Source organism: Faecalibacterium sp. Marseille-Q4137, from assembly GCF_017377535.1.
GTDB lineage: Bacteria > Bacillota > Clostridia > Oscillospirales > Ruminococcaceae > Faecalibacterium > Faecalibacterium duncaniae.
Map to the genome: position 1 here is coordinate 40,651 of NZ_JAFREK010000013.1, position 25,725 is coordinate 66,375.

Sequence of the window (25,725 nt, forward strand, 5' to 3'; positions counted from 1 at the left end):
TCTCTCCATTTGATTGGAAAGATGCCGTTTTTCTTACTTATTTGCTTGAAAAATACTCATCACAGAATGCAAACCAAAGTTTTTCATAATCCTCATGCTTTACCTCAATCAATTGATACGGAGATACAATATTCCGTTTGATAGCTTCTGCTGCAAAATCTCTGACATAATCGCCAGCCTCTGTATAAAATCCATACACATTTTGGATTCCTTTTTCAGCTGCCACAAACAATCGTGTATGACCATCCACGGAAACATTATGGCCTTCCCAATTCACAAGCGGAATTATCAAGTCTTCTTCTGTATGAACAAAGTCACTTACAGCTTGCTTTTTGATTTCATCCACATAAAACTGTGAAGGCTGAATCTCTGCCATAGGAATCTTCACTAGTTCTACCGCAGGGTATGTTTTCACCAGATTATTTGTTTCGTCCCAAAAATTCGTAATATGTTCGGCATAAAATCGAAATTCATCTATCACAGCTTCATAGAAATTCGAGTTCTTTCCTCTTATAATCGCATCTGTTTTCGACACAATTTCCACTTCATACGGGTCATCTCCAACAAGAAATGCTCCATGTTGATTCAGAACTTTTTTCAAAAATCGATCATCCAGATATGTGTTTACTCGATTTACTCCAGGCATATATTCTTTTTGCTTCATCGTTTTATATTTCATCCTTTTATCTTATCGGCCCCACCGATTTCCCGAACCACCAGCTTCATCTTACCATAGTTTCTGTTCTGTGGCAACAAAACGCGGCACCTCTCCGTACAACCGGAAAGATACCGCTTTTCTTGTTCCTATATGTTCAAATCAGAAGTCCTTATCCTTCCGAATCTCGAACTCCATGCCGTGGATATTTTCCTTCCGCACAACATCATACTCGTAGCCCGGGAAGTCTTTGCGAATCGTAACTGTGTTCAGGCAGTCATAACCCAATTTCCGATACAACCGGATAGCCGCTTCATTGCGAGCGGCGGCTTCGATGTAAAGGGAAACCGAATACTGCTTCACGATTTCTTCCAGCTGGTGAATCGCTTCGCTGCCAAAACCGTGGCCCTGCCATTCCGGCAGGATGAACAAATCTTCCAGCCAGTCCATTTTACCGCCGCGGCTTCCCAGATGGGCAAAGCCCACATTGACGGCATCGTTCTGGATAAAATAAATCATATGGCCCGGTTTTGTCCAGTTCTGCAAATCTTCCAGCGCTTCCGCTTCGCTCTGGTCATAATGACTGTGTGCTTTCCAGAAGCCCTGAATGAGTGGGATGATTTGTGCTTCTTCGTTCGTGTACTGCTTTAGTGTAATCATAACAGAATCCTCTTATTGTATCAGGCCTCCACCTTTTCCACGCTCCACCAGCTCCATCATATCATAGTTTCTGTTTCAGAGCAACCAAAAAACGGCACCACAGTTTTCAGCTGTGATGCCGCTTTCATTTTACCTATCAGATCCTCACCATATCCCGGGTGATCTCGGCCAGAGAGTGTGCGCCGCACATCTGCATGGTATCGGCCAGCTCGGCGGCAATTTTGTCGATGTAGCACTTCACGCCTTCCTCGCCGCCGCCGTAGACTGCGGTGACAAAGGGACGGCAGATGAGCACAGCGTCAGCACCCAGAGCCAGCGCCTTGAACACATCCACGCCGGAGCGGATGCCGCCATCCACCAGAATCTTCACACCGCTGCCCTTGAGGGCCTCTGCGATCTCCGGCAGGACCTCGGCGGTGGCGGGGCACTGATCCAGCACACGACCGCCGTGGTTGGAGACCACGATAGCAGCAGCACCGGCTTCCTTGGCCTTGAGGGCACCCTTGACGGTCATCACGCCCTTGACGATGAAGGGGCGCTCGGCCAGCTTGACGATCTCGGCCAGCTCGGCAACGCTCTTGCTGCCGGCGGGCGGGGTCATATTCTTCAGGAAGGGCAGACCGGCGGCATCCACGTCCATGGCAACGGCAAAGCAGCCGCTGGCCTTGGCCTGCTCCATCTTGGCCTTGACAGTGTCGATGTTCCAGGGCTTGATGGTGGGCACACCGCAACCGCCTGCAGCGCCAATGGCCTTGGTGGCCATAGTCATCACGTCGGGGTTGGTGCCGTCACCCGTAAAGGCGGCAATGCCGTTTTCGGCACAGGCGCGCACCAGCACGTCATTGTAGGTCATATCGGTGTAGGTGTCGGAATAGTGGAGGTTCACCGCACCCACAGGGCCTGCAAAGAAGGGATACCTGAAGGTTTTGCCAAACAGCTCCACACCGGTGTCGGGGGTGCTGTTCTCGCACAGGGTGTCCATGTTCACCCGGATCTCCGCCCACTTATTATAATTGCGGATGGCCGTATCGCCCACGCCCTTGGCACCGGGGCCGGGGATCTGGTTTTTGCAGGCCACACCGTTGCACACGGGGCAGGCCTTGCAGTACTGCCCGATGCACTGGCGGGCATTGTTCAAAACATCAGCGTAATTCATATCGCATCCTCCTGTTCAGGTTCCCTTTTTCGAGCGGAACCTGCAAATTCCAACCGTTCTCTGCCCACATCATAGTCCGTTTTTATGGGTTCGTCAAGGGGATCATCGGGTTCTGCTTTTTTAAACGAAAAAACGTATGGCGTAGAAACGTTGATTTTTAGATTTTTCAAATTTTTTCAAAAAAATCCTTGACAAAAGTCATCCTTTCAGGTATTATAGTGGAGCGCTGAGGGCCACGGCCCGAAACGCTGAAAACTGAAGATGTGGAAAGATGGCTGAGTTGGTCTAAGGCGCACGACTGGAAATCGTGTAACGTGTCAAAAGCGTTCTGGGGTTCGAATCCCCATCTTTCCGCCAGAAACCCCGGAACGAATGTTCCGGGGTTTTTCTGTTGTCCAAGCCTCTCAGTCCCGCTTCGCTCGCCGGCTCCTATGATCGGAGAGCCCCTGGCATAACGGACAGCTTCCATCTGACTGAGCAAAGTTTCTAATAACGTAAAAAGTAACGTAAAGGGAGTTTTTACAATGTCTGCTATTACGATTGCAATGCCGCGCATGGTGCCGAACCAGCTGCTGGCGGAGGCCCATGCAAAATATCCCGAAAGCCTTGCCCGGGCCGGGGCAGAGATGCGCTGGATCGAGCTGGACGACCCCGAAAAGGCCGTGCAGGATGCGCTGGCCTGTGACGGCCTGCTGCTGCCGGGCGGCGGCGATATCGACCCCAAATTCTATGGGCAGGAGCGCATCCCCGCCTGCGGCGAGCCCAACGTCCTGCGAGATACCGCCGAGCCGCTGCTGCTGCGCGCCTTCCTTGCCGCCGACAAGCCGGTGCTGGCCATCTGCCGGGGCATCCAGCTGATGAATGTTGCGCTGGGCGGCGATCTGTATCAGGACATCAAACCCTTTGCGCACGTCCCCCACAACGACCATTGGGGCAAGATCCACACCGTCACCGTGCGGCGGGATACCCTGCTCTCCCGCATTCTGGGGCAGGATACCGTTCTGGTCAACAGCCAGCACCATCAGGCGGTGGACAAGGTCGCCCCCGGCCTTGTGCTGTCGGCCCTGAGCGAGGACGGCATCGTGGAGGGCATTGAGAAGCCGGACGCAAAGTTCTGCCTGGGCGTGCAGTGGCACCCTGAGTGGCTCAGCGCTGCCGACCCCGCCATGCAGGGGATCTTTGATGCCTTTGTGGCAGCCTGCAAATAAATTATAAAAAAATCAAAGTCAACTTGAACGATTTTCAAGCTCTGGATCGTATTCCTTATAAAGAGAACAGGAGGTTCTGCCATGAAATCTTCCAAAAAGCGTTCCCGCGCCGTGGTCACGGTAGTGGCCTGCATTCTGGCGGTGTGTCTGGTGGCTGCGCTGGTCCTTTTCAGTCTGGTCAACAGCAAAGTCCGTGCCTTACAAAAGGGTGCGGCCTTTGAGTTCAGCTATAACATCACCGCACAGGACAGTGCCAGTACCCCGGCCCTGTACAATATTCTGAAACAGGTGGGTGCAACCTCCGGCGATGTGGCCGGGCTGTATTCGCCGGGGCAGCTGCAATTGTACCTGTACCCCTCCGGCGGGCTTGCCCGCGCCGAGACCGGCGGCACCGACTTTTTCACCGACCTCTATATTGATGCCAACGACACCTACTTCGATGCCGGGCGGCTCTACCGCACCCTGCGGGATTCCATCGCGGACAGCGCGCCGCTGGTGGGTGCGTTCCTGCCGGAGTGGTCTCTGCCCAACTACATCACGCAGGCCCAGCTGGCAAAGATCCTCGGCGTACCCAACACGCAGGTGGCCATGCAGGAGATGTCCGGCTATACCATGACCCTCAGCCGCCAGTGCATCGTCCACCCCGATTATGCCAAGAAGGACTACACCTACTATCAGTTCCCGTCTGAGGGGGAGGACGCGGCTGTCCTTGTGGTGGGCCTGCCGCTGAAGTCCCTGCTCTTCGATGACACCATCCCCGTGGATGTGCATGTGGAGATCCCCGCCCACGGTGTCAACGCAGCCCTGAGCGGCACACTGAAAGCCGGTGTCAACAGCCTTTCGGCTCCCGTCAGTGTCATTTCGGACAGCGACATCGATTCCATCGTCCAGCTCCGGGAACGTCTGGAGCAGTTTGCCGATCTCATCAACACAGCGTTAAAGCGTGTGCAGTAACAAAAAAGCAGAGCCGTGCAGCGTTTGAACTGCACGGCTCTTATCTATCTCAGCGCTTATGCTCAATGTGTTCCTGGATCCATTTGCCGCCATCACCGCTGCCCACCGCACTGTTATAGACAATGCCGGTCAGCTCACTGGTCAGGTCGGACTTCATCTTTTTGTACTCCTGCTCTGCCTGATCCGCAACGCTCTGATCGCGGCCATTCTCCCGCAGGTACTGGCGCAGCTCTTTCAGGATGGCGTTGAACTCCTTGTCACACTCGCCCTGAACACCGGTCAGCTTTGCGGTTTTGGACACCACGATGGAGACCTTCATCCCCAGATTGCGCTCCTCCACCGGGTGGGAGATATACTCATCGTAGGCTTCGTAGATCACGCCGTAGAGCTTGGATTCCGTCTGCTTCTTCAGGTTCTGCAGCTGGCGGATGTAGCTGTCGATCCTGGCATCCACCTCATTCTCCGAAGCAGCGGAGCTGCCGGAGGCATGGCTGCTGCCGGGGGCCTGACTGCTGGCCGCATGGCTGCCGGAAGCCGCAGAGGACGCGGGCACCGAGTGTGCGGCACTGGAACCGGACACTGCGGAGCTCACACTGTCCGCCTTGCCTGCGCTGGCGGCAGAGGAGGCCTCACTGGACGAAGCTGTCTCCGAAGAGGAAATGCCAAGTTCCTCTTCCAGCTGTTCCAAAAAGGACGAAACCGGGGATTCTTCCGTCACCTCACTGCTGACGGCGCTCTCGCTGGAGGCGGCGGCGCTGGAGGGTTCCTCAGCTTCCCCGCCGGACAGAGCGGAGGACGGCACAGAGCTGGCCTGTGCCTCGGACACAGGGGTGCTTTTCCGCATCCCTGTCAGGATCAAAGCAGCTGCCACGGCCACCACAAGAACGATGGCCGCAGCCAGCTGATAAAGCTTCTTTTTCTGCATCTGGTACAAAATTCTCCCACTTCAGATTTCGTTCCCGGCCTTTTGCCGCGCAGGAACAGGTCTATCATATCATCCCCGGGGGAGAATTTCAATGGATAAATCGTGAAAAATGTCGCCTAACTGCCTTTTTATAACCGGATTTCGTCCCATTTCACAGCCTGCCGGAGACGCGGTCAGCCCCTGCTGCGGGGACAGAAAAAAGGCATCCCCGCACTTCACGGACGAGGATGCCTTTCTCAAAACGGTTTTCTGCCCCAAAGCGCCCGTTCCGGCGTGGAGCCGGGCCGGGTCTCCGGCGCAGAGGCTTACATTGCAAACTGGACGGCGCAGAAGGCTGCATAGATGCAGAGCAGCAGCACGCCCTGCCAGCGGGAGAGCCTGCCCTTGAGCAGAGCGGGCACAGTCAGGAGGAGCATGACTGCAAACATCACGGGCAGATCCATGACCAGAGAGGAATTGATGCCCATGATGGTGGAGTTCTGCGGGATGCTGAAGGGCGACACCGTGATGGACATGCCGCTGACCAGCACCAGATTGAACACGTTGGCACCGATAACATTGCCCAGCGAGAGGGAGCCGTGGCCCTTTGCCAGCGAGGTGATCGCCGTGACCAGCTCAGGCAGAGAGGTGCCCAGCGCCACAAAGGTCAGGGCGATGACGGATTCCGGCACACCCAGCGCCTGCGCGATCAGGGTACCGTTGTCCACCAGCAGGTTTGCGCCCACAGCGATCAGGGCCGCGCCGAGGATGAGCAGGCCGATCTCCTTGGCAAAGGACATCTCCTTTTCCGGCTCGTCCTCATCGTCTTCCGGGGCGGGGGCGTTTTTCATCGCCAGCACATTGCAGACCATGTAGGCCACGAACATTGCCAGCAGCACAATGCCGATGGGGCGGCTGAAGTAGCCGGTGGTGTAGGCCACACCCGCATACAGGGCCGCCGCCACAAAGAAGAACAGCACCGGCACCCGCAGGCTCTTGGGGTCCACCTTGCCCGGGCGGACCGCAATGGTGATGGCCGCGATCAGGGCCGCGTTGCAGATGACCGAGCCAATGGCGTTGCCATAGGCGATCTCGCCGTGGCCGGTCATGGCCGAGGTGGTGGAGACCATGACCTCAGGCAGGGTGGTGCCGATGGACACCACCGTGGCACCGATGAGCAGCTCCGGCACCTTGAAGCGGCGGGCGATGCCGGTTGCACCGTCCACGAACCAGTCGCCGCCCTTGATGAGGCAGAGCAGGCCCACGATAAACAATAATACAGGGATCAGCATATAAAATCTCTCCTTTTTAATCCAAAAAGTATTATACCTGTTTTCCCTGCAAAACGCAAGCAAAATCGTGCATTTTTACCCAGCCTTCTCCACCTTTTTGGCGTTGGGGTAGATGCGCTCCATCCGGGCATTGTCAAAATGCTCATCCAGCAGCACATCCACCGCATTGGCCGGAGCCGCGCCGCTGGTGCGGGCATCGTAGCGGGCCAGCGCCAATGCACTGGTCACAAGGTTCACGGCCATGAACACGGCCAGCAGAGCGGTCATCCAGGGGCGGATCCTGCGCTTGACCGCCCTCATCCCCTTTGCCACCAGTGGGTAGCCATAGCGGATCCAGGCCACGGCCGCAATGCCCCAGAAGAAGCAGTACAGCAGGTTGATGCGCCCGCCCAGATTGAACTTGAAGCCGCTGTAATCCCAGAACACGGTGCCAAACAGCAGCTCTGTCACGGCGCTGCACACATACTCATACGCACCGCCCAGGATCACACCGAACCAGAAGATGCGGCTCTCGCTCTTCTGTTCGCCGCCCCGCAGCAGGATGGCGGCCAGCACCAGCGCCAGCCCCCACACCACGCTGAACGGGCCCCAGACCAGGCTGGAACGGCTCATCCAGACCCCGGCGGTGATGCGGCAGAAGATGGTCTCCACCACATCTCCGAGGAAAGCCCCGATGACAAAGAGCCAGAGCAGGTCGGCAAGGGAGAGCTGCTTTTCGGCACTGGTGGTGGGCTCCGGACGAGCCGCAGCAGGGTACGCCCGCTGGATCCGCTTTTCCACGCTGGCGGTAATTTTCTGCCGCAGCCTCTCCGAGCCCCTGCCCAGCTCCCGATTCAGCTGCTCGAGCCTTGGGTGGCGGTTCGCATACCGGCTGACCACCACCATGGCAGAGATCTGGTCCAGGACGGCCAGCGCCATGCCGACCCACACCACAGCGTGGAACAGCAGCGGCGGCAGGTGGGCGCAGAGCCGGAACAGCAGGTCGTTGCCCCAGCGGACTGCCGCCATGCCCAGCAGACCCCACAGCAGGGAGTATTGCAGGCAGACATAGCCGTCCAGATTGAACTTTTTATCGGAGTAGTCCCACCAGCGACGGTGGTGGATCCGTTCCAGCAGTTTGGCGGTCAGCCACTCCACCACCGTGGCATAGATCATGCTGCCGAAAAACAGTGCCGCCAGGCTGGTGCGCTGGTCATTCAGGCCGATGGTGATGAGCACTCCTGCCGTGCCGTACACAAAGCAGAAGGGGCCGGAGGCCACGCCGCGGTTGGTGAACCGGCGGCCCTTTGCGGTTGCAACAACGGTCTCGCCTACCCAGCCTAAAAAGGAATATACCAGATAAATTACACAAAGAGTATAGAAATTCAGGTTCATAGCGCTCCTTTCCCGGAACAAAAAGGGGCCGGGAAGCGGTGTTCCCGACCCTCTTTGTTCAGTTTACGAATTACAGCTGGCTCTTATACAGTGCCTCGATCTCCTCCACGCTGGTATCGCGGGGATTGCCGGGGCGGCAGGCATCTGCAAAAGCAGACTCGGCCAGGAAGTGGATGTCCTCTTCCTTCAGGATGCCCTGCAGGTTTGCGGGGATGCCCACATCCGCGCTCAGTTGCTTGACAGCGGCGATGGTGGCATCGGCGGCCTCGGCATCGTTCATCTCGTCAATGCCCTTCACGCCCATGGCCTTGCCGACCGCGCGGTAGCGCTCCCCGGCAACGGTCTTGTTGTACTCCAGACCCACCGGCAGCAGGATGGCGCAGGCCACGCCGTGGGGGGTATCATACAGAGCGGACAGGCCGTGTGCCATGGAGTGGACGATGCCCAGACCCACATTGGAGAAGCCCATACCGGCGATGTACTGGCCCAGAGCCATGCCCTCGCGGCCCTCCGGGGTGTTCTGCACGGCACCGCGCAGGTTCTCGCTGATGAGCTTGATGGCTTCCAGATGGAACATATCGGAGATGGTGCAGTGGCCCTTGGTGATATAGCCCTCGATGGCGTGGGTCAGAGCGTCCATACCGGTGGCGGCGGTCAGGCCCTTGGGCATGGAGGACATCATATCGGGATCGACCACAGCGATTTCGGGGATATCGTTGGTGTCCACACAGACGAACTTGCGCTTCTTCTCCACATCGGTGATGACGTAGTTGATGGTGACCTCAGCCGCAGTACCGGCGGTGGTGGGCACGGCAATGGTGAACACAGCGTGCTTCTTGGTGGGAGCCACGCCTTCCAGAGAGCGCACATCCGCGAACTCGGGGTTGTTGATGATGATGCCGATGGCCTTTGCGGTATCCATGGAGGAGCCGCCGCCGATGGTCACAATGCAGTCTGCCTCAGCAGCCTTGAAGGCTGCCACGCCGTCCTGCACGTTGGCGATGGTGGGGTTGGGCTTGATCTCGCTGTAAACAGCGTAGGCGAAGTTTGCAGCATCCAGCAGGTCGGTAACTTTCTTGGTCACGCCAAACTTGATCAGGTCGGGGTCAGAGCAGACAAAAGCCTTCTTGTAGCCGCGGGCGGTCAGCTCGGGAACGATGTTCTCAATGGCACCGTGGCCATGGTAGGAAATGGTGTTCAGAACAATGCGGTCAGCCATAATTATTTTCCTCCAAAATCATTCTGCCCGCCTGCCAGCGGGCACTCTCTGTTGTTAAGGATACCACATTGTTAAACAATATTCAATGTACTTTTCTTTTGATTTCTATGAATTTTTTACACTTTCCAGCAAAAGAAAACGCTGTACCACTCCCTCAGTCTCGCATTCGCTCGACAGCTCCCTCTAGGAGGGAGCCTTCACGCGGCGGCCAACGCAAAAGCCTCCCTCTGAGAGGGAGGTGGCATCGCATCAGCGATGCCGGAAGGAGTGATACAGCGTTTTTATCGTTTCATTTACCACAGCCGGATGACCTTGATGACTCCCTCGGCCTTATCGCGGGCCAGCTCAAGGTGATGCTGCAGCGCATCGGCGGCGGTGTTCCAGTTGTCGCTCAGGGCGGCATTCAGAATTTCCAGATGCTCCTCACAGGTCTGATCCTGATTGATCATGCTCACCTTGCCGGTCATAATGCGGAAACGGGTGTTCAGACCGGTGATGCGGTCATAGCCAGAGCGCAGATATTTGTTGGGCAGGCTGCTCATCAGCAGCTCGTGGAAATCATCATCGGATTTGCAGAAGTCATCGATCCGCTCGGGGTGGTGCATCAGCTCGGTGTAAGCCTCCAGCTGCTCCCGGGGGATCAGGTTGCCGTAGGTGCGCAGGGCGTAAGGCTCCACCAGCAGGCGCATCTCGAACATGCTGTGCACGTCCTCTTCGGTAATGCCGGAGACCATCAGCCCCTTTTTGGGCAGGATGGTGATCAGCCCCTCCTGCTCCAGGCGGCCCAGCGCGTCACGCATGGGGGTGCGGCTGATGTTGCCCATCTCGGCGCAGAGCTTCTGCTCGTTCAGAAATTCGTTGGGGCGGTACTCGCAGTTTAGAATCTTCGTTTTCAGGTACTGGTAAGCCTGCAGCTTCAGGCTGGTCTTTGACTGGGAATCCATCTCTTTCATTGTTCTATCTCCTAGTTCGCAAGCAGGACCATTCAGGCAGCAATCAGTCGCCCGCCGGACAGCTTGTATCCCTTAAATAATCCAAGTAATCATTAACATTATTATCACATATCCGGACAATGTTTACAAGACTTTTTTGAAAACTTTGGGAGCTTTTCCGTTTTGAACAGATATCATGCATTATTTTGCTATAAATTGAACAGTTTTTTTGTGCTTGTCGCCAGTGTTTCGCTCTTGTTTTGCATCGAAGGATAAATTGTGGTACACTTGACCCAGAAAGGAAGGCTGATACCATGGCAGGTCGCGGGGGGTACAACACCAAAACCCGGCAATTGATCCTGGATTATCTCATCAACAACCGCCAGCACGCGGTCAGTGCATCCAACATTCTGGAACATCTGGAGGCAGAGGGGGCCAGCCCAAATCCCACCACGGTGTACCGGTATCTGGACAAACTGGCAGGCGAGCAGCGCATTATGAAATATGTGGCCGATAAGGGCGAAAAGGCCGTGTTCCAGTATGTGGACGAGGGCCGCCACTGCCGCGAGCACCTGCACCTGAAGTGCGTGCAGTGCGGGCGCATTTATCACCTGGACTGCCACTTTATGGACGAGGTGCGTGCCCATCTGATGGCGGAGCACGGCTTCACCCTGCAGTGCGAGGGCAGCGTTTTGTACGGATTGTGCCGCAGCTGCGCACAAAACAGCCCCCATCCGGGGCAGACCGCACAAAAATGCGAACACTGTGTTGACACGGACAAAGAGCCGTGATACAATGCAGGCAGGAAAAGCGTTGATCGGGAAAAGTAAGTGCTCAAGGTTCTTTTGCAGCGAGTGCGGGCCGGTGGAAGCCGCACAGAGAACGAGCCCCGAACGAACCCCCGTGAGCTTCCCCCTGAACCTGCTTCGGGCAGTTAGTAGGGGCCGACGGCAGCCGCTCGTTATCGCGGCAGTGCTTTCAACGGGGAGAGTACACAAAAGTGACTGGTGTGTTCGCGCACCGGTAATTTAGGTGGCACCACGGATACGGCAGCATTCGTCCTAGCAATGGGATGAAGGCTGCCGTATTTTTTTATTTGCAAAAACCTCTCAGTCACCGGGAAACTTGCCTTTCCTATCAGGAGAGGTGGCAATGCGAAGCATTGACGGAGAGGTTTAGAGAGAGGGGTAAGAAATATGTGTTGTGTTATGGGTTACACGGGGCACGACCTGAGTGCCGCCAAATTCAAGGAGTATCTGCTGCGCACCGTGATGCGCGGGCCGGACGACCAGCGTGTGGTGGAAGGGCCTTTTGGTCTGATGGGCTTTGGCCGCCTTGCCATCATGGGCCTGACCCCGGAGGGGATGCAGCCCTTCTACCGCGGTGCCGACTGCGTGGTCTGCAACGGTGAGCTTTACGGCTTCCGCTTTGAGAAGGAGATCCTGAAGCGCCGGGGCTACAAGTTTGCCTCCGACTGCGACTGCGAGATCCTGCTGCCGCTGTATTACGAGTACGGTCTGGATATGTTCCGCCACATGGACTCCGAGTTTGCGCTTATTCTGTATGATTCCCGTAAGGACCGGCTGATCGCAGCCCGCGACCCCATCGGCATCCGTCCGCTGTTCTACGGCTATTCCAAGTCCAGCCACCAGATCGCCTTTGCCTCCGAGATGCAGAACCTGATCGGCTGGTGCGATGACATCCGCCCCTTCCCCATCGGCAGCTACTACTGCGATGGCCGCTTTGTCCGCTATGAGGACATTGCCGACGTGCCCGCCCCCATGGAGGATGACATGGAGACCACCCTGCGGAACATCCGCGAAAAGCTGATTGCAGGCGTGGAAAAGCGTCTGGATGCCGATGCACCTGTGGGCTTCCTGCTCTCGGGCGGTCTGGATTCCTCGCTGGTCTGCTCCATTGCAGCCAAGAAGCTGGGCAAGCCCATCCGCACCTTTGCCATCGGCATGGACACCGATGCCATCGACCTGAAATATGCCCGCCAGACCGCCGATTATCTGGGCAGCGAACACCATGAGATCATCATCAACCGGGACATGGTCATCCAGAGCCTGGAGGAGGTCATCCGACTGCTGGGCACCTGGGATATCACCACCATCCGCGCCAGCATGGGCATGTACCTGCTCTGCAAGGCCATCCACGAGCAGACCGATGTGCGCGTGCTGCTGACCGGCGAGATCTCCGATGAGCTGTTCGGCTACAAGTACACCGACTACGCCCCCACCGCCGATGCCTTCCAGCAGGAGAGCCAGAAGCGCATCCGGGAGCTGTACATGTACGATGTCCTCCGGGCCGACCGCTGCATCTCCGCCAACAGCATCGAGGCCCGCGTGCCCTTTGGCGATCTGGATTTTGTGCGCTACGTCATGGCCATTGACCCCGAAAAGAAGCTGAACAGCTACGGCAAGGGCAAGTACCTGCTGCGCAAGGCCTTTGAGGGCGACTGGCTGCCCCCGGAGATCCTCTGGCGCGAAAAAGCCGCCTTCTCCGATGCCGTGGGCCACAGCATGGTGGACGACATCAAGGAGTATGCCGAGAGCCTGTACACCGATGAGGAGTTCCAGCTCCGCCGGGCAAACTACTCGGCCCACTGTATGCCCTTTACCAAGGAGAGCCTGTTCTACCGCGAGATCTTCGAGAAATACTACCACGACCAGAGCCGCACCATCGTGGGCTTCTGGATGCCGAACAAGGCATGGCCCGGCTGCAACGTCAACGATCCTTCTGCCCGTGTGCTGGCAAACTACGGCGCTTCCGGCGTGTAATCCTTTTTCCAGACAGCAAAAGGCGGTGTGTCCGCTCCGGGCACACCGCCTTTTTGTTTACTCCAGATTCAGTTTATTTTTCATCAGCCACCGGGTCAGGAAGAAGTATGCCGCCGCAATGGCTGCAGTCACGGCAAAGCAGAACAGATAGCCAACGTCTGTTCCAAGTGCCGCCGTCAGCCAGCGCATCGGGGTCACTCCATAGCTCACACCGGTCACGTTCACACCCACGACCCGGTACGTGACATCCACGATCATACTCACATCATTCGTGCCCAGCAGCTTATCGAGCTGGGTCTCCACGATGTTCAGGCCGATAAACGCGAGGATCCCGGCCACCATCACATGCTTGGGGAATTGATGGGCGATCATACAGGCAGCGTAAACGCAGAGGATGAGGCTTGCCAGCCGGGCCAGATTGATGAGGATGGTCCAGAACGTCACCAGCCAGAACTCCGGGCCTATCTCCTCGTACAGCATCTGCCACAGCTGCTTCCAGCTGTTCCAGTCCACCATGCCGAAGGTCTCCGAGTCAATCACACCGATGCTGACCATCACCGTGATGCAGACAATGCCCACAAGGCCGCTGCACAGCACCCAGACCATGCTGGTGAGGAGCTTGGAGAGGATGAGCTGGTTCTCATTGACCGGCAGCGTGTGCATCAGGTAGCCTTCCCGGCCCAGCAGGTTCTGATAAAAGCGCTGGATGGTGTTCACGAAGCAGAGCACCGCGATGGCAAGGATGACCGAGACATACACGATCATCAGAATCACTTCGAGATTCTGGAAGCTTGTGCTGTGAGCCAGCGCGTGTTCCTGCCGGAAGGTCACGCCCAGCACCACGCTCAACAGCGCCAGCGCCAGATACAGCCCGAAATACAGGCGTTTCGTGGCCTTGAACTCATATTTCAGCAATTGTTTCAGCATTTGAATACCTCCCGGAAATATGCATCGACGCTCTTGCCCTCGGTCTCGCGGATATCATCCACAGCGCGGTGCGCAAAGATTCGGCCGTCCTTCAGGAACACGGCCTCGTCCAGCACTGGCTCAATGTCCTCGATGAGGTGGGTAGAGATGACAACCGTCGCGTCCTTGCTGTAGTTGGAAATGATGGTGTTCAGGATGTAGTCCCGGGCCGCAGGGTCCACGCCGCCGATGGGCTCATCCAGCAGGTAGAGACGGGCGTTGCGGCTCATGGCCAGCACCAGCTGAACCTTCTCCTTGTTGCCCTTGGAAAGGGTCTTGAGCCGGGCCTTGGGGGCGATGTTCAGCCGGGCCAGCATCTCATTGGCTTTGGCGGCGTCAAAGCCGATGTAAGCCTTGGCCTGACTGGGCGTGCCGTAAAAATCCCGGAACATCTCCACCAGCTCCTCCACCCGCATCCAGTCGGGCAGCCAGTCGGCGTCCGGCAGGTAGGAGACCAGCTCCTTGGTCTCCGGGCCGGGTGCCATGCCCGCGATCCGGATGCGGCCTTCCGTGGGCTGCAGCAGACAATTGGCCAGCTTGAGCAGGGTGGTCTTGCCGCTGCCGTTGGGGCCCAGCAGCCCTACGATGCGGCCAAAATCCAGCTCCAGATCGATGCCGTCCAGCGCGGTCTTTTCCTTTCCGTATACTTTTGTCAATTTTTCACAGGTCAGCACCTTACTCATGGGGTTCTACCTCCTCTGTATCCCAGTGCTCCAACAGGGCTGCCGCCTTTTCCGGCGTGTAGCCGATGCTGCGCATCTTCTCCAGAAAATCTGCCGCGATGTCATGGGCGGCGGCAGCCCGCAGTTGTTCGATCAAATTCGTATCCTCCGTGACGTAGCGTCCGCTGGTGCGCTCGGTGCGCACAAGGCCCTCACTTTCCAACTGGGCCAGAGCCCTCTGCATCGTGTTGGGGTTGACCCCGGCAGCTGCGGCCAGATCCCGCACCGAATCCAGATGGCCCCCCGGCGGGTAGGTGCCCGCCAGAATTCTGGCTTTGAGCCGTTCCACCAGCTGGGCATAGATCGGGCGGCTGGCATCAAACTGTTCACTCATTCTGCTTTGCCCTCCTTATGTGTTGCTGTATTAAGCAGCTAATACAATAATACACATTTTTGCATTTCTGTCAAGAGGAAACCCAAAAGTTTTTTCGGACAGCAAAAAGGGACCCCGCAGCCAACCGGCTGTGGGGTCCCTCTGATTTATGGATTACTGCTGCTCCTGCGCGGCGCGCTTGGCTTCCAGCGCCAGAATGGCATCGCGGCGGCTCAGGTTGATGCGGCCCTGCTGGTCGATGTCCGTGACCTTGACCACGATGGCATCGCCCACGGCGACCACATCCTCCACGCGCTCCACACGCTTGGTGTCCAGCTTGGAGATGTGCACCAGACCTTCCTTGCCCGGTGCGATCTCCACAAAGGCACCAAAGTTCATCAGGCGGGTGACCTTGCCCTTGTAGATGGCACCGATCTCGGGATCCTCCACAATGGTCTTGATGGTGAAGATGGCGCGCTTTGCGTCCTCCTGATCCACGGCGGAAACGAACACATGGCCGTCCTCCTGCACATCGATCTTGCAGTTGCAGGTGGCGCAGATGTCCTGGATGACCTTGCCGCCCTTACCGATCACGTCCTTGATCTTATCGGTGGGGATCATCATGCTGAACATCTTGGGAGCCCAGCGGCTCAGCTCCTCACGGGGCTGTGCGATCACGGGCTTGATGATCTCGTCCAGGATGTACAGGCGGCCCTTGCGGCACTTCTCAAAGGCCTCGGCAATGATATCGTAAGTCAGGCCGTCGATCTTGATGTCCATCTGGATGGCAGTGATGCCCTTGCGGGTGCCGCCCACCTTGAAGTCCATATCGCCGTGGAAATCCTCCACGCCCTGAATGTCCAGCATGGTCATCCAGCGGTCACCCTCGGTGATCAGGCCGCAGGAGATGCCGGCAACAGGTGCCTTGATGGGCACACCGGCATCCATCAGAGCCAGCGTGGAACCGCAGATGGAAGCCTGAGAGGTGGAGCCGTTGGAGCTCAGGACCTCAGAGACACAGCGGATGGTGTAGGGGAACTCCTCCAGAGAGGGCAGCACGGGAACCAGAGCGCGCTCTGCCAGTGCGCCGTGGCCGATCTCGCGGCGGCCGGGGCTGCGGGGTGCGCGGGCTTCGCCGACAGAATACGGCGGGAAGTTATAGTGATGGATGTAACGCTTGGTCTGCTCGTCGGTCAGATCGTCCATCAGCTGGTTGTCCTTGGTGCCGCCCAGGGTGCAGGTGGTCAGCACCTGGGTCTGGCCGCGGGTGAACATACCGGAGCCGTGGACCCGGGGCAGAATGCCCACTTCAGCAGCCAGCGGGCGGATCTCGTTGATGCCGCGGCCATCCACGCGCTTGCCCTCATCCAGCAGCCAGCGGCGGACAACGTACTTCTGCATCTTGTAGCTGACAAGGTCGAGGTCTGCATCAGACAGATCGGGGTACTCCTCAGCGATCTTGTCCATGATGGGCAGCAGGGCAGCATCCCGCACATTCTTGTCATCGGTATCCATGGCGGCCTTGAAGTCGTCCAGATACTTGTTCTGGATGGCGTGGAACACGTCCATATCCAGACCCACCACCTGGAAATCGATCTTCGGCTTGCCGCGCTCTGCAACGATGCCGTTGATGAAGGTGATGATCTTCTTGATCTCAACGTGGGCGGCCTTGATGGCATTGAGCATGGTGTCCTCGTCCACCTCGTTGGCACCGGCCTCGATCATCACGATCTTGTCCATGGTGGCGGCAACGGTCAGGGCCAGGTCGCTCACCTTGCGCTGCTCCTGGGTGGGGTTCAGGACGATCTCGCCGTCCACCAGGCCCACCTGAACACCGCCGATGGGGCCGTTCCAGGGGATCTCAGACACAGCGGTGACCAGAGACGCACCGATCATACCGGCGATCTCAGGGCTGCAATCGGGGTCCAGGCTCATCACGGTCATGGTAATGCAGACATCGTTGCGCATCTCCTTGGGGAACAGCGGGCGCATGGGGCGGTCCACCACGCGGCTGGTCAGGATGGCGCGCTCACCGGGGCGGCCTTCACGGCGCATAAAGCTGCCGGGGATGCGGCCTGCGGCGTAGAGCTTTTCCTCATACTCCACGTTCAGGGGGAAGAAATCCACACCTTCGCGGGGCTTGGGGCTCATCACAACGTTGCACAGCACGCAGGTCTCGCCGTAGCGGATCAGGGCGCTTGCGTTGGACAGGCCGCACATCTTGCCCATCTCGACCTTGAACGGACGGCCAGCCAGCGTGGTCTCGTAGACCTTGAAGTTTTCAAAGGTCTCTTTGCGGGAACCAAATTCAATTGCCATTTGGTTTTGCCTCCTTTGTCCTTTTGCGGTTTATCTTCTTATCTTCCAAAAGGCAGCGGCCAGCGCATCATAGCAATAAAGCCAACGCCCGTGCCTTTTACAGCACAGGCGCTCGATTTACTGCTGCAACGCGCAGCAGCGGCCTGTTGTTCCTCAAAAAAGAGCAAAGGGCAGGCACCACAATGCGGTACCTGCCCTCTGTTTTCTATTACTTACGCAGACCCAGGGTTGCGATCAGAGCACGGTAACGCTCGATGTCCTTCTTCTGGAGGTAGGCCAGCAGATTGCGGCGGCGGCCAACCATCTTCATCAGACCACGGCGGCTGTGGTGATCGTTAGGGTTCTTCTTCAGGTGCTCGTTCAGCTCGTTGATGTGAGCGGTCAGCAGAGCGACCTGAACCTCGGGGGAGCCAGTGTCCTTCTCGGTCAGAGCGACTTTGGCCATAACTTCCTGCTTGTTCATAGTAACAGTACCTCTTTATAAAATTTTATTTGCCATCGGCACAGAATGCGGGAAAACGGTACTCCCAAATGGGCATACTCCCAGCCCCGTGCCGCGGTAACATGGCTAGTATAACAGAAATCCGTGCAAAAAGCAAGAAAAATTTTACTATGCTTTTGCAAAATAGGCCTTGGCGCGCCGGGCTGCATGGTCGATGCAGGCCTTCAGCTCGTCCAGGGTATCAAACTTTTTGCTGGGACTCAGGTAGGCGTAGAACTCCACCACCGGGTCGGTACCATAGAGGTCGCCGGAAAAATCCGGGATAAAGGTCTCACAGGTCACCTTGGTCTCGTCCGAATTGACAGTGGGCCGGGTCCCCAGGCCGGTGGCCGAGGGATACCAGGTATCACCGATCCGGGTGCGGGTGATGTAGATGCCATAGCGGGGCATCTGGAAGCCCGCCGGGTAGATCTGGTTGATGGTGGGCACGCCCAGCGTGTGGCCCAGACCTGCCCCGTGCTGCACCGCGAAGCGGATGGCATAGGGCATCCCCAGCATGGCGTTGGCGGCAGGCACATCGCCGCCCTCCAATGCCGTGCGGATGCGGGTGGAGGACACCGGCTTTTCCTCAAACTGTGCCATGGGCACCACCACGACCTCCACCCCCAGCGGGGCGCAGAGCTCCTTCAGCAGCTCGGGGGTCCCGGCGGCCTTGGCACCAAAGGTAAAGTTTTCGCCGCAGAACAACGCCCTGGCGTGGCAGTCCTGCACGATGCCGTACACGAACTGCTCCGGGGTCATGGCGCGGATCTCCTCAAACTCGGGGCAGAGATAATACTCCACACCCAGGCTTGCGATCAGGGCATGCTTATCCTCGGTGGAGAGCAGACGGCGGCCCTTCATTTTGCTGTCAGCGGGCAGCTTGAAGGTGAACACCGCCGGGGCAGCGCTGTGGGCCTTTGCCCACTCCACTGCTCCCTCAATGACGGCACGGTGGCCGATGTGGATGCCATCGAAGTAGCCCATGGCAACAGCAGTGCCGCCCTCATGTTCCAGCGCCAGCGGCGACAGAGATGAAACGATTTGCATTGGTCGTCAGTTCCTTTCCACGAACAGCTTTTCCACCTTGAGCACACCGTTCACCACATTGGCAAGACCCAGAAACTGCCCTCCGGCGTTCCGCACGCGGTAGCGGCCGTCGGCAGCGGGATAGCGGCTGGTGGGGCACCCGTTGTAGAGGTGCTGCTCCACCCGCTCGTCCGCCACCAGCAGCGGCAGGCTGGTGAACACGCTTTCCACCGGCAGCATCAGAGCCTGCAGGGCCTCCGGCCCCGCGTCCTTTGCCGCCTGGATCTCTTCCAGCGTGTGGGCATCGGCTTCGGAATACACCCCGGCGGCCACGCGGCGCAGGGCGCTCATGGTGCCCTTCTGGCCCATGGCTTCGGCGATCTCCTCCAGCAGCACCCGGATATAGGTGCCTTTGGAGCACTTTACGGTCAGGGCATACTCGTTTTCCGCAGGGCTGCCCTCGTACCGGATGTCCAAAATCTCGATCGGCCGGGCCTTGCGCTCCACGGTCTTGCCCTCGCGGGCCAGCTTATAGAGCGGCTGACCGTTGATCTTGACTGCCGAGTACATGGGCGGGGTCTGCATCCGGGGACCGAGGAACTGCGGCAGAACGGCCAGCAGCTCCTGCCCCCCCGCCGTTACCGGGGCGGTCTCCAGCACAGTGCCGGTCACATCCCCGGTATCGGTGCGCTGGCCCAGCCTGAGGACAGCGCGGTAGGCCTTGGTGTGGTCGAGCTGCAGATCAACTGCCTTGCTGGCCCCGCCGCAGAACACCGGCAGAACACCGGTCGCCATGGGGTCCAGCGTACCGCTGTGGCCCAGTTTCCGGGTGCCCAGAATGCCCCGCAGCTTGGCAATGACATCAAAGCTGGTCCAATCGGTGGGCTTATCAACAATGAGGATCCCCTGCATCATGCTTCCTCCTGCGGTGCATCAAGAACAGCTTCCACCTCGGAGAGGATCGCGCTCTTGGCGTTGTCAAGGTTGCCCAGCAGCTCACAGCCCGCCGCACGGGTGTGGCCGCCGCCGCCCAGACGGCGGGCAATGGCACAGGCATCCACGCCCTTGGCGGTGCGCACGCTGATGCGGTAGCTGCCGCCGGGCTGCTGGCGCAGGGTCAGGCCGACCTTCACGCCCTCAATGCTGATGGGCAGGCTGGTCAGCTCTTCCAGATCCGCAGGGTCTACCCTGCTCTGCTCGATCTCATCCCGGGTCAGGTAGATGAGGGCGCAACGGCCATCCAGATGATATTCCAGATGGTTGCGGGCGATCCGCTCGGCTTCCATCCGCTCCCGGGACTTGGTGTCAAACAGCAGGGTGTTCAGCTCCTCCACATGGGCACCGGCCTCCATCAGCTTGGCAGCAGTGATGTGGGTGCTGGCCTTGGTGGAAGAGAACTTGAAGCAGCCGGTATCCGTGGACAGGCCGGTATACAGGCAATCGGCAATGTGGGGGGTGATCTCCACACGCATGGCACAGATCACCTCATACAGCAGCTCTGCCGCAGCGGCGGCGCTGCCATCCAGCAGCGTGAACTCGGCGTAGCCGCTGTTGCCTGCATGGTGGTCGATGCACAGGTCCACATGGCGCGTGTACTGGGGAACGCCGTTGCCCTCGCCAAACAGCTGGACGCTGGCAACATCCACAGCCACCACGATCTGCGGCTCAAACTCGCCCTTGAACAGGCGGGGGTTGGTAAATGCGTACCGGCCGGGGATGGGGTCGGCGCAGAGCACGGCTGCGTGTTTTTCCAGTGCAAGCAGCGCATAGTAGAGCGCGCTGCCGCAGCCGACCGTATCACCATCCGGGTTTTTGTGGCACAGAATCAAGATGTTATCCGCAGCAAGCAGCTTTTCTGCCATCTGCTGTACATTCAGCTGTTCTGTCATCCCATGTTCCATCCTTTCCGCAAGGCTGATTATTCCTCGGTCTCTTCCGGCTGGCTGGTTTCCTCAGCGTCACCGTTCACGTTCAGCGTGCGGAGCAGCTCATTGATGTGGGCTGCGTAGGCGGCACCATCGTCCTCCACAAAGATGAAGCGCGGAGCCTTCCGGATGTGCATCTTCTTGCTGACCTCGGTGCGCACATGGCCTGCGGCACGGTTCAGTGCCTCGATGGCGGGCTTGGGGCCGTCCTCGCGGCCCATCACGCTCACATAGACCTTTGCAACATCCAGGTCAGGTGTCACATCCAGACGGGTGACGGTCAGCAGACCGCCCTCCAGGCGGGGGTCCTTCAGCCGTCCGATGATGGCAATGACCTCACGCTTCATATCCTGGGCAAGACGACCCATATTTTTCTGAGACATAGCTTCTCCTCTAAAACAAAACCCCTCAGTCTCGCTTGCGCTCGACAGCTTCCCTAATGGGGGTGCCTTTGGCATAAAGATGAGGCTTCACCCGGCTGCCAAGGCCTCTCCTACTAGGGGAGGTGGCATTGCGAAGCAATGACGGAGAGGTTTAATCCGTTCCTTAGTCCCGATATTCTTCCATCTTGAAGGCCTCGTAAACGTCGCCTTCCTTGACATCGGCAAACTTTGCCAGCGTAACGCCGCACTCGTAGCCCTCGGCCACTTCCTTGGCATCATCCTTGAAGCGCTTCAGAGATGCGATCTCGTCCTCCGTGATGACGATGCCGTCACGGACAACGCGCACCTTGCTGTCGCGGGTGATCTTGCCGCTGGTCACGCGGCAGCCTGCAACGGTGCCCACGTTACTGATTTTGTAGACCTGACGGACCTGCAGCTCACCCAGAGCGACCTCGCGGAACTTGGGAGCCAGCATACCCTTCATAGCATCGGTGACATCGTTGATGGCATCGTAGATAACGCGGTACATCCGCATCTCGACCTTGGTGGCAGCGGCTTCTTCCTTGGCCACGTTATCGGGGCGGACATTGAAGCCGATGATGATGGCGTTGGAGGCATCGGCCAGGTCAACGTCGGACTTGCTGATGGCACCGACACCGGCGTGGATGACGCGGACGCGCACCTCATCATTGGAGATCTTCTCCAAGCTCTGCTTGACGGCCTCGGCGGAGCCCTGCACATCAGCCTTGACGACAATGGCCAGCTCCTTCATATCGTTCTGTGCCATCTGGCTGAACAGGTTATCCAGAGTGACCTTCTGGAAGGAGGAGAACTGCTTCTCCTTGGCAGCGGCAATGCGCTGCTCTGCCAGCTCACGGGCCAGACGCTCGTCAGCAACGGCCTCGAACAGGTCGCCTGCCTCGGGCACAGCGGTCAGGCCGGTGATCTCCACGGGGGTGGAGGGGCCTGCATCGTTCAGCAGCACGCCCTTGTCGCTGCGCATGGTACGCACACGGCCCACAGCGGTACCGGCAATGATGACATCACCGGCATGCAGGGTGCCGTTCTGCACCAGAATGGTGGCGATGGGGCCCTGGCCCTTGTCCAGACGAGCCTCAACAACAGCACCCTTGGCGCGGCGGTTGGGGTTGGCCTTGAGCTCCATGACCTCGGCCTCCAGCGCGATCCGCTCCAGCAGGTCGTTGATGCCCATGCCGGTCAGAGCGGAAACGGGGATGCAGGCAACGTCGCCGCCCCAGTCCTCGGTGATGATGCCGTACTTGGTCAGGCCTTCCATCACGCGCTCGGGGTTTGCAGTGGGCTTATCCATCTTGTTCATGGCCACGATGATCTTGACATTGGCAGCCTTGGCGTGGTTGATGGACTCCACGGTCTGGGGCATGATGCCGTCATCGGCGGCAACGACCAGAACAGCGATATCGGTCATGTTGGCACCGCGGGCACGCATGGAGGTGAATGCCTCGTGGCCCGGCGTATCCAGGAAGGTGATCAGGCTGTCGTTGATCTTGACCTGATATGCACCAATGGCCTGGGTGATGCCGCCAGCCTCGCCTGCGGTGACATTGGTCTTGCGGATGGCATCCAGGATACTGGTCTTACCGTGGTCAACGTGGCCCATGACACAGACAACGGGGGGACGCTCCACCAGATCCTCGGCGGAATCCTCCTCCTGGGTGAACAGGCGCTCCTCGATGGTCACATGCACCTCGTGCTCGACCTTTGCGTGGAACTCCTCAGCCAGCAGGGATGCGGTATCGAAATCGATCACATCGTTGATGGCGTGCATCTCACCCATCTGCATGAACTTGGCAATGACCTTGCCGGCCTGCTGCTTCAGGCGGGCAGCCAGCTCACCGACGGTGATCTCATCGGGGATCATCACCTTCAGCTGTGCGTTGCGGGCCTTTTCCAGCTGGATGCGCTGCAGGCGCTCGAACTCAGTCTCGCGCTTGCCCTTCTGGAACTGCTGGCGCTGGCGCTGGCCGCGCTGGGTGAACTTCTGCTTGTTGCCCTGCGGGGTGGGCTTACGGCGGTTCTCGGTGTTCTTGGTGGAAGCCAGATCGTCGTAGCGGGCATCAAAGCGGTCCACGTTCACATCCACGGTGCGGGTATCGACCGTCACCTGGCTGTCCTCGCGGCGGACAGAGACGGACTGAGCCGGGGCAGCAGAGGCCTTGGCACCGGTCTCGCGGGCCAGCTCGCTCAGGGAGACAGTCTTCTCCTCGCGCTTCTTGTGCTGCTCGTTCTTCTTCTCGCCGTGCTTATTATTGTTATTGTTTGCCTTGGGCTGCTCTGCCTTTGCGGCAGGGGCAGCGGGCTTTGCCTCGGGCTTCTTCTCAGCAGCCTTGGGCTCTGCCTTTTTCTCCGCAGGCTTCTCGGCCTTTTTCTCCGCCTTCTTTTCAGGCTGGGCAGGCTGCTTTGCGCTGTTCAGGTACTCGTCCAGGCTGGCAACGCTGTTGTCCTTGCTGAATTTCTCCAGCAGGTAGTTCAGCTCGTTCTCTTCCAGGGTAGAGCTGTTCTTCTTGCCGGTGCTGCCCATGGCAGCCAGCTCATCCAGGACCTTCTTTGCAGAAACATTCAGGTCCTTTGCAAAATCGCTCACTTTATATTTTACGGTCATTCGCTCATATCCTCCTCATTTTTGATTGCCCCGCAGTCCGAAAGACGGTCAAAGCAGAGCTTTGCGAGGTTGCGGTCAGTCACCGCGTAAACAGCCACAGGCTTGCGGCTGATATCGGCCAGGCGGTCCTGGGTCAGCGGCATGGAGATCACGTCCACCAGGTCGCCCACAGCGTAGTTCAGGCGCTGCACGGTCTTAGCGCTGGCATCGGACGTGACCATTACCAGCCATGCCTTGCTCTTGACGCAGGCATCTTCCACGGCATCAAAGCCCATGGTCAGCGCGCCTGCCTTGCGGCAGAGGCTCAGCGCCTGAAATAGCGCTTCTTCCGGGGCCATTTTGGGCTTTTCGGGGGTATTGTTATGCTTCGCCATTCGGCTGGGCCTCCTTTTCCACGTCGGCCAGCTGTGCGGCCAGCGCATCGTAAACCTCGGCGGGAACCGGCTGCTCAAAGCAGCGCTCCAGCGCCTTTTTCTTTTTGGCCTTTGCCAGACAGGCCGGGTCCGGGCAGAGGTAAGCGCCGCGGCCCGGCTTCTTGCCCACGGGGTCGATGCTGATCTCGCCGCTGGGGGCGCGCACCACCCGCACCAGTTCCTTTTTGGGGCGGCTGGTCATGCAGCCGATGCACTGGCGGGCAGGGATCTTTTTTTGTGCCATCCGGTTTCCCTCCTTCAGGTGCGGTCACAGCCGCTCTTACTCAGCGTCCTCGGTCTTGGGCTCGGCAGCCTTGGGCTCCTCGTCCTCGCCGTAGTAGCCGCTCTCGGGGCGGATGTCGATGTTGTAGCCGGTCAGGCGGGCGCACAGGCGGGCGTTCTGTCCCTTGTTGCCAATGGCCAGGCTCAGCTGCTGGTCGGGTACGGTGACGCGGCAGGAGCGGGTCTCGCCGGGCAGCAGCTCGACCTTGAGCACCTTGGCGGGGCTCAGGGCAGCGGAGATGAACTCGGAGACATCCTCGCTCCACTTGACGATATCGATCTTCTCACCGCCCAGCTTCTCGACCACAGCGGCCACACGGTCGCCGTGGGGGCCGATGCAGGCAGAAACGGGGTTGACGTTGGCATCCTTGCTCCAGACAGCCATCTTGGTGCGGGCACCGGCCTCGCGGCTGATGGCCTTGACCTCAACGGTGCCGTCATAGATCTCGGGCACTTCCAGCTCGAACAGGCGCTTGACCAGGCCCGGGTGGGTGCGGCTGATCATCACGCGGGCACCGCGCTCGCCGCTGACCACGTCCACAACGTAGACCTGCAGGGTCTGGCCCTCGGTGTAGGTCTCGCCGGGCACCTGCTCGTTGCGGGGCAGGATGGCCTCGCCGCCCTTGCCCAGGTCCAGGGCCACAATGCCCTTCTCGTTGTCCACACGGGTAACGGTGGCCTGGATGATATCATGGGCGCGGGACTGGATCTCGCTCAGCTGCTGGCTGCGCTCGGCTTCCCGGATGCCCTGACGGATAACATGCTTTGCGGTCTGGGCGGCAATGCGGCCGAAGTCCTTGGTCTTGAGGGGGGTGACAACGCGGTCGCCGACCTCATAGCTCTTGCGGATCTTCTGGGCCTCGGTGATGCCGATCTCGGCGTGCTCATCGTACCAGTCCTCATCGGCGACAACGTTCTGCACCAGAGCGACGTTGAACTTGCCGCTGTCGGGGTCGATCTCCACCAGAACGTTGTCGTCCTCGACCTCATAGTTCTTCTTGACAGCGATCACGATGGCAGCCTTGATCTTCTCGATCAGGTACTCTGCGGTGATGCCGCGCTCATGCTCCAACATGGAGAGAGCTTCAAAAAATTCATTGTTCGCTGCAGCCAT

At 58.6% G+C, this 25,725-nt stretch carries 25 protein-coding genes, 1 tRNA gene and 1 other annotated feature; of the genes, 5 read left to right on the plus strand and 21 right to left on the minus strand.

The annotated features are described in order from the left end of the window. Positions 1 to 37 precede the first annotated feature (37 nt). The 3 genes from J3353_RS07070 to J3353_RS07080 form a co-directional block, all read right to left on the minus strand. Complete coding sequence (locus tag J3353_RS07070) at positions 38 to 664, minus strand: hypothetical protein (RefSeq protein WP_050762791.1); 627 nt, start codon at positions 662 to 664, stop codon at positions 38 to 40. Between the two features lie 153 nt (positions 665 to 817). Then, positions 818 to 1,315, minus strand: a complete 498-nt coding sequence (locus tag J3353_RS07075) for an N-acetyltransferase (protein ID WP_156065533.1) — start codon at positions 1,313 to 1,315, stop codon at positions 818 to 820. Positions 1,316 to 1,451: 136 nt separating this feature from the next. Beyond that, complete coding sequence (locus tag J3353_RS07080; protein WP_207684511.1) at positions 1,452 to 2,471, minus strand: alpha-hydroxy-acid oxidizing protein; 1,020 nt, start codon at positions 2,469 to 2,471, stop codon at positions 1,452 to 1,454. A 265-nt stretch (positions 2,472 to 2,736) separates the two neighbouring features. Here J3353_RS07080 and J3353_RS07085 point away from each other — a divergent pair. The 3 genes from J3353_RS07085 to J3353_RS07095 all read left to right on the plus strand — a co-directional run bounded on the left by J3353_RS07085 (position 2,737) and on the right by J3353_RS07095 (position 4,633). Beyond that, a tRNA-Ser gene (locus tag J3353_RS07085) sits at positions 2,737 to 2,828 on the plus strand. Positions 2,829 to 2,995: 167 nt separating this feature from the next. After that, on the plus strand, positions 2,996 to 3,679 hold the full coding sequence (locus tag J3353_RS07090) for a gamma-glutamyl-gamma-aminobutyrate hydrolase family protein (protein ID WP_207684512.1): 684 nt from the start codon (positions 2,996 to 2,998) through the stop codon (positions 3,677 to 3,679). An 81-nt stretch (positions 3,680 to 3,760) separates the two neighbouring features. Beyond that, entirely contained in the window at positions 3,761 to 4,633 is an 873-nt protein-coding gene (locus J3353_RS07095) for a hypothetical protein (protein ID WP_207684513.1), read from the plus strand. 49 nt (positions 4,634 to 4,682) lie between these two features. On the opposite strand, the gene J3353_RS07100 is transcribed toward J3353_RS07095, so the two are convergent. From J3353_RS07100 to J3353_RS07120, 5 genes are all read right to left on the minus strand, one after another. Next, entirely contained in the window at positions 4,683 to 5,558 is an 876-nt protein-coding gene (locus J3353_RS07100) for a hypothetical protein (RefSeq protein WP_207684514.1), read from the minus strand. A gap of 305 nt (positions 5,559 to 5,863) precedes the next feature. Continuing rightward, positions 5,864 to 6,829: a calcium/sodium antiporter gene (locus J3353_RS07105; RefSeq protein WP_156061972.1), complete on the minus strand. Its 966-nt coding sequence runs from the start codon at positions 6,827 to 6,829 to the stop codon at positions 5,864 to 5,866. A gap of 75 nt (positions 6,830 to 6,904) precedes the next feature. Beyond that, the gene (locus J3353_RS07110; protein WP_207684515.1) at positions 6,905 to 8,203 is read right to left on the minus strand and encodes a putative ABC transporter permease; all 1,299 of its coding nucleotides are present in this window, start codon (positions 8,201 to 8,203) and stop codon (positions 6,905 to 6,907) included. A 70-nt stretch (positions 8,204 to 8,273) separates the two neighbouring features. Then, on the minus strand, positions 8,274 to 9,422 hold the full coding sequence (fucO, locus tag J3353_RS07115) for a lactaldehyde reductase (protein WP_035394173.1): 1,149 nt from the start codon (positions 9,420 to 9,422) through the stop codon (positions 8,274 to 8,276). Positions 9,423 to 9,715: 293 nt separating this feature from the next. Then, on the minus strand, positions 9,716 to 10,375 hold the full coding sequence (locus J3353_RS07120; RefSeq protein WP_156061970.1) for a GntR family transcriptional regulator: 660 nt from the start codon (positions 10,373 to 10,375) through the stop codon (positions 9,716 to 9,718). A gap of 293 nt (positions 10,376 to 10,668) precedes the next feature. Between J3353_RS07120 and J3353_RS07125 the strand changes: the two genes are divergently transcribed. Beyond that, positions 10,669 to 11,145 carry a Fur family transcriptional regulator gene (locus tag J3353_RS07125; RefSeq protein WP_005933149.1) on the plus strand — a complete coding sequence of 159 codons (477 nt, stop codon included), beginning with the start codon at positions 10,669 to 10,671 and terminating at the stop codon, positions 11,143 to 11,145. Between the two features lie 13 nt (positions 11,146 to 11,158). Then, positions 11,159 to 11,421: a binding site (T-box leader), on the plus strand. A gap of 141 nt (positions 11,422 to 11,562) precedes the next feature. Further along, on the plus strand, positions 11,563 to 13,137 hold the full coding sequence (gene asnB, locus J3353_RS07130; protein ID WP_005933147.1) for an asparagine synthase B: 1,575 nt from the start codon (positions 11,563 to 11,565) through the stop codon (positions 13,135 to 13,137). Between the two features lie 57 nt (positions 13,138 to 13,194). On the opposite strand, the gene J3353_RS07135 is transcribed toward asnB, so the two are convergent. The 13 genes from J3353_RS07135 to nusA all read right to left on the minus strand — a co-directional run bounded on the left by J3353_RS07135 (position 13,195) and on the right by nusA (position 25,725). Further along, a complete protein-coding gene (locus J3353_RS07135; protein WP_207684516.1) occupies positions 13,195 to 14,064 on the minus strand; it encodes a hypothetical protein in 870 nt (289 codons plus the stop codon). Beyond that, positions 14,058 to 14,786, minus strand: a complete 729-nt coding sequence (locus tag J3353_RS07140) for an ABC transporter ATP-binding protein (protein WP_207684517.1) — start codon at positions 14,784 to 14,786, stop codon at positions 14,058 to 14,060. Before J3353_RS07140 ends, J3353_RS07135 begins: the two co-directional genes overlap by 7 nt. Then, positions 14,779 to 15,159, minus strand: a complete 381-nt coding sequence (locus J3353_RS07145; protein WP_005933142.1) for a GntR family transcriptional regulator — start codon at positions 15,157 to 15,159, stop codon at positions 14,779 to 14,781. Before J3353_RS07145 ends, J3353_RS07140 begins: the two co-directional genes overlap by 8 nt. Positions 15,160 to 15,312: 153 nt before the next feature. Next, entirely contained in the window at positions 15,313 to 17,457 is a 2,145-nt protein-coding gene (locus tag J3353_RS07150) for a polyribonucleotide nucleotidyltransferase (RefSeq protein WP_005933140.1), read from the minus strand. A 208-nt stretch (positions 17,458 to 17,665) separates the two neighbouring features. After that, complete coding sequence (gene rpsO, locus J3353_RS07155) at positions 17,666 to 17,920, minus strand: 30S ribosomal protein S15 (protein WP_005933138.1); 255 nt, start codon at positions 17,918 to 17,920, stop codon at positions 17,666 to 17,668. Positions 17,921 to 18,067: 147 nt separating this feature from the next. After that, positions 18,068 to 18,988 carry a riboflavin biosynthesis protein RibF gene (ribF, locus tag J3353_RS07160; protein WP_207684518.1) on the minus strand — a complete coding sequence of 307 codons (921 nt, stop codon included), beginning with the start codon at positions 18,986 to 18,988 and terminating at the stop codon, positions 18,068 to 18,070. A gap of 6 nt (positions 18,989 to 18,994) precedes the next feature. Further along, positions 18,995 to 19,879: a tRNA pseudouridine(55) synthase TruB gene (gene truB / locus J3353_RS07165; protein ID WP_207684520.1), complete on the minus strand. Its 885-nt coding sequence runs from the start codon at positions 19,877 to 19,879 to the stop codon at positions 18,995 to 18,997. After that, complete coding sequence (locus J3353_RS07170; protein ID WP_156061967.1) at positions 19,879 to 20,868, minus strand: bifunctional oligoribonuclease/PAP phosphatase NrnA; 990 nt, start codon at positions 20,866 to 20,868, stop codon at positions 19,879 to 19,881. Before J3353_RS07170 ends, truB begins: the two co-directional genes overlap by 1 nt. Positions 20,869 to 20,885: 17 nt before the next feature. Continuing rightward, positions 20,886 to 21,275: a 30S ribosome-binding factor RbfA gene (gene rbfA / locus J3353_RS07175; protein ID WP_097772525.1), complete on the minus strand. Its 390-nt coding sequence runs from the start codon at positions 21,273 to 21,275 to the stop codon at positions 20,886 to 20,888. A gap of 163 nt (positions 21,276 to 21,438) precedes the next feature. Beyond that, positions 21,439 to 23,916 (minus strand): translation initiation factor IF-2, encoded by a 2,478-nt coding sequence (gene infB, locus J3353_RS07180; protein ID WP_005933130.1) that lies wholly within the window; start codon positions 23,914 to 23,916, stop codon positions 21,439 to 21,441. Further along, entirely contained in the window at positions 23,913 to 24,290 is a 378-nt protein-coding gene (locus tag J3353_RS07185) for a 50S ribosomal protein L7ae (protein ID WP_098922892.1), read from the minus strand. Before J3353_RS07185 ends, infB begins: the two co-directional genes overlap by 4 nt. After that, a complete protein-coding gene (rnpM, locus tag J3353_RS07190) occupies positions 24,277 to 24,573 on the minus strand; it encodes an RNase P modulator RnpM (protein WP_005933128.1) in 297 nt (98 codons plus the stop codon). The genes J3353_RS07185 and rnpM overlap by 14 nt, the downstream gene beginning before the upstream one ends. A gap of 36 nt (positions 24,574 to 24,609) precedes the next feature. Then, complete coding sequence (nusA, locus tag J3353_RS07195) at positions 24,610 to 25,725, minus strand: transcription termination factor NusA (RefSeq protein WP_097770979.1); 1,116 nt, start codon at positions 25,723 to 25,725, stop codon at positions 24,610 to 24,612.

Excerpts from the sequence above, each read along its gene's own strand:
- J3353_RS07070 (WP_050762791.1), bottom strand. The coding sequence starts at position 664 with ATGAAGCAAAAAGAATATATGCCTGGAGTAAATCGAGTAAACACATAT.
- J3353_RS07075 (WP_156065533.1), bottom strand. The coding sequence starts at position 1,315 with ATGATTACACTAAAGCAGTACACGAACGAAGAAGCACAAATCATCCCA.
- J3353_RS07080 (WP_207684511.1), bottom strand. The coding sequence starts at position 2,471 with ATGAATTACGCTGATGTTTTGAACAATGCCCGCCAGTGCATCGGGCAG.
- J3353_RS07090 (WP_207684512.1), top strand. The coding sequence starts at position 2,996 with ATGTCTGCTATTACGATTGCAATGCCGCGCATGGTGCCGAACCAGCTG.
- J3353_RS07095 (WP_207684513.1), top strand. The coding sequence starts at position 3,761 with ATGAAATCTTCCAAAAAGCGTTCCCGCGCCGTGGTCACGGTAGTGGCC.
- J3353_RS07100 (WP_207684514.1), bottom strand. The coding sequence starts at position 5,558 with ATGCAGAAAAAGAAGCTTTATCAGCTGGCTGCGGCCATCGTTCTTGTG.
- J3353_RS07105 (WP_156061972.1), bottom strand. The coding sequence starts at position 6,829 with ATGCTGATCCCTGTATTATTGTTTATCGTGGGCCTGCTCTGCCTCATC.
- J3353_RS07110 (WP_207684515.1), bottom strand. The coding sequence starts at position 8,203 with ATGAACCTGAATTTCTATACTCTTTGTGTAATTTATCTGGTATATTCC.
- fucO (WP_035394173.1), bottom strand. The coding sequence starts at position 9,422 with ATGGCTGACCGCATTGTTCTGAACACCATTTCCTACCATGGCCACGGT.
- J3353_RS07120 (WP_156061970.1), bottom strand. The coding sequence starts at position 10,375 with ATGAAAGAGATGGATTCCCAGTCAAAGACCAGCCTGAAGCTGCAGGCT.
- J3353_RS07125 (WP_005933149.1), top strand. The coding sequence starts at position 10,669 with ATGGCAGGTCGCGGGGGGTACAACACCAAAACCCGGCAATTGATCCTG.
- asnB (WP_005933147.1), top strand. The coding sequence starts at position 11,563 with ATGGGTTACACGGGGCACGACCTGAGTGCCGCCAAATTCAAGGAGTAT.
- J3353_RS07135 (WP_207684516.1), bottom strand. The coding sequence starts at position 14,064 with ATGCTGAAACAATTGCTGAAATATGAGTTCAAGGCCACGAAACGCCTG.
- J3353_RS07140 (WP_207684517.1), bottom strand. The coding sequence starts at position 14,786 with ATGAGTAAGGTGCTGACCTGTGAAAAATTGACAAAAGTATACGGAAAG.
- J3353_RS07145 (WP_005933142.1), bottom strand. The coding sequence starts at position 15,159 with ATGAGTGAACAGTTTGATGCCAGCCGCCCGATCTATGCCCAGCTGGTG.
- J3353_RS07150 (WP_005933140.1), bottom strand. The coding sequence starts at position 17,457 with ATGGCAATTGAATTTGGTTCCCGCAAAGAGACCTTTGAAAACTTCAAG.
- rpsO (WP_005933138.1), bottom strand. The coding sequence starts at position 17,920 with ATGAACAAGCAGGAAGTTATGGCCAAAGTCGCTCTGACCGAGAAGGAC.
- ribF (WP_207684518.1), bottom strand. The coding sequence starts at position 18,988 with ATGCAAATCGTTTCATCTCTGTCGCCGCTGGCGCTGGAACATGAGGGC.
- truB (WP_207684520.1), bottom strand. The coding sequence starts at position 19,879 with ATGCAGGGGATCCTCATTGTTGATAAGCCCACCGATTGGACCAGCTTT.
- J3353_RS07170 (WP_156061967.1), bottom strand. The coding sequence starts at position 20,868 with ATGGAACATGGGATGACAGAACAGCTGAATGTACAGCAGATGGCAGAA.
- rbfA (WP_097772525.1), bottom strand. The coding sequence starts at position 21,275 with ATGTCTCAGAAAAATATGGGTCGTCTTGCCCAGGATATGAAGCGTGAG.
- infB (WP_005933130.1), bottom strand. The coding sequence starts at position 23,916 with ATGACCGTAAAATATAAAGTGAGCGATTTTGCAAAGGACCTGAATGTT.
- J3353_RS07185 (WP_098922892.1), bottom strand. The coding sequence starts at position 24,290 with ATGGCGAAGCATAACAATACCCCCGAAAAGCCCAAAATGGCCCCGGAA.
- rnpM (WP_005933128.1), bottom strand. The coding sequence starts at position 24,573 with ATGGCACAAAAAAAGATCCCTGCCCGCCAGTGCATCGGCTGCATGACC.
- nusA (WP_097770979.1), bottom strand. The coding sequence starts at position 25,725 with ATGGCTGCAGCGAACAATGAATTTTTTGAAGCTCTCTCCATGTTGGAG.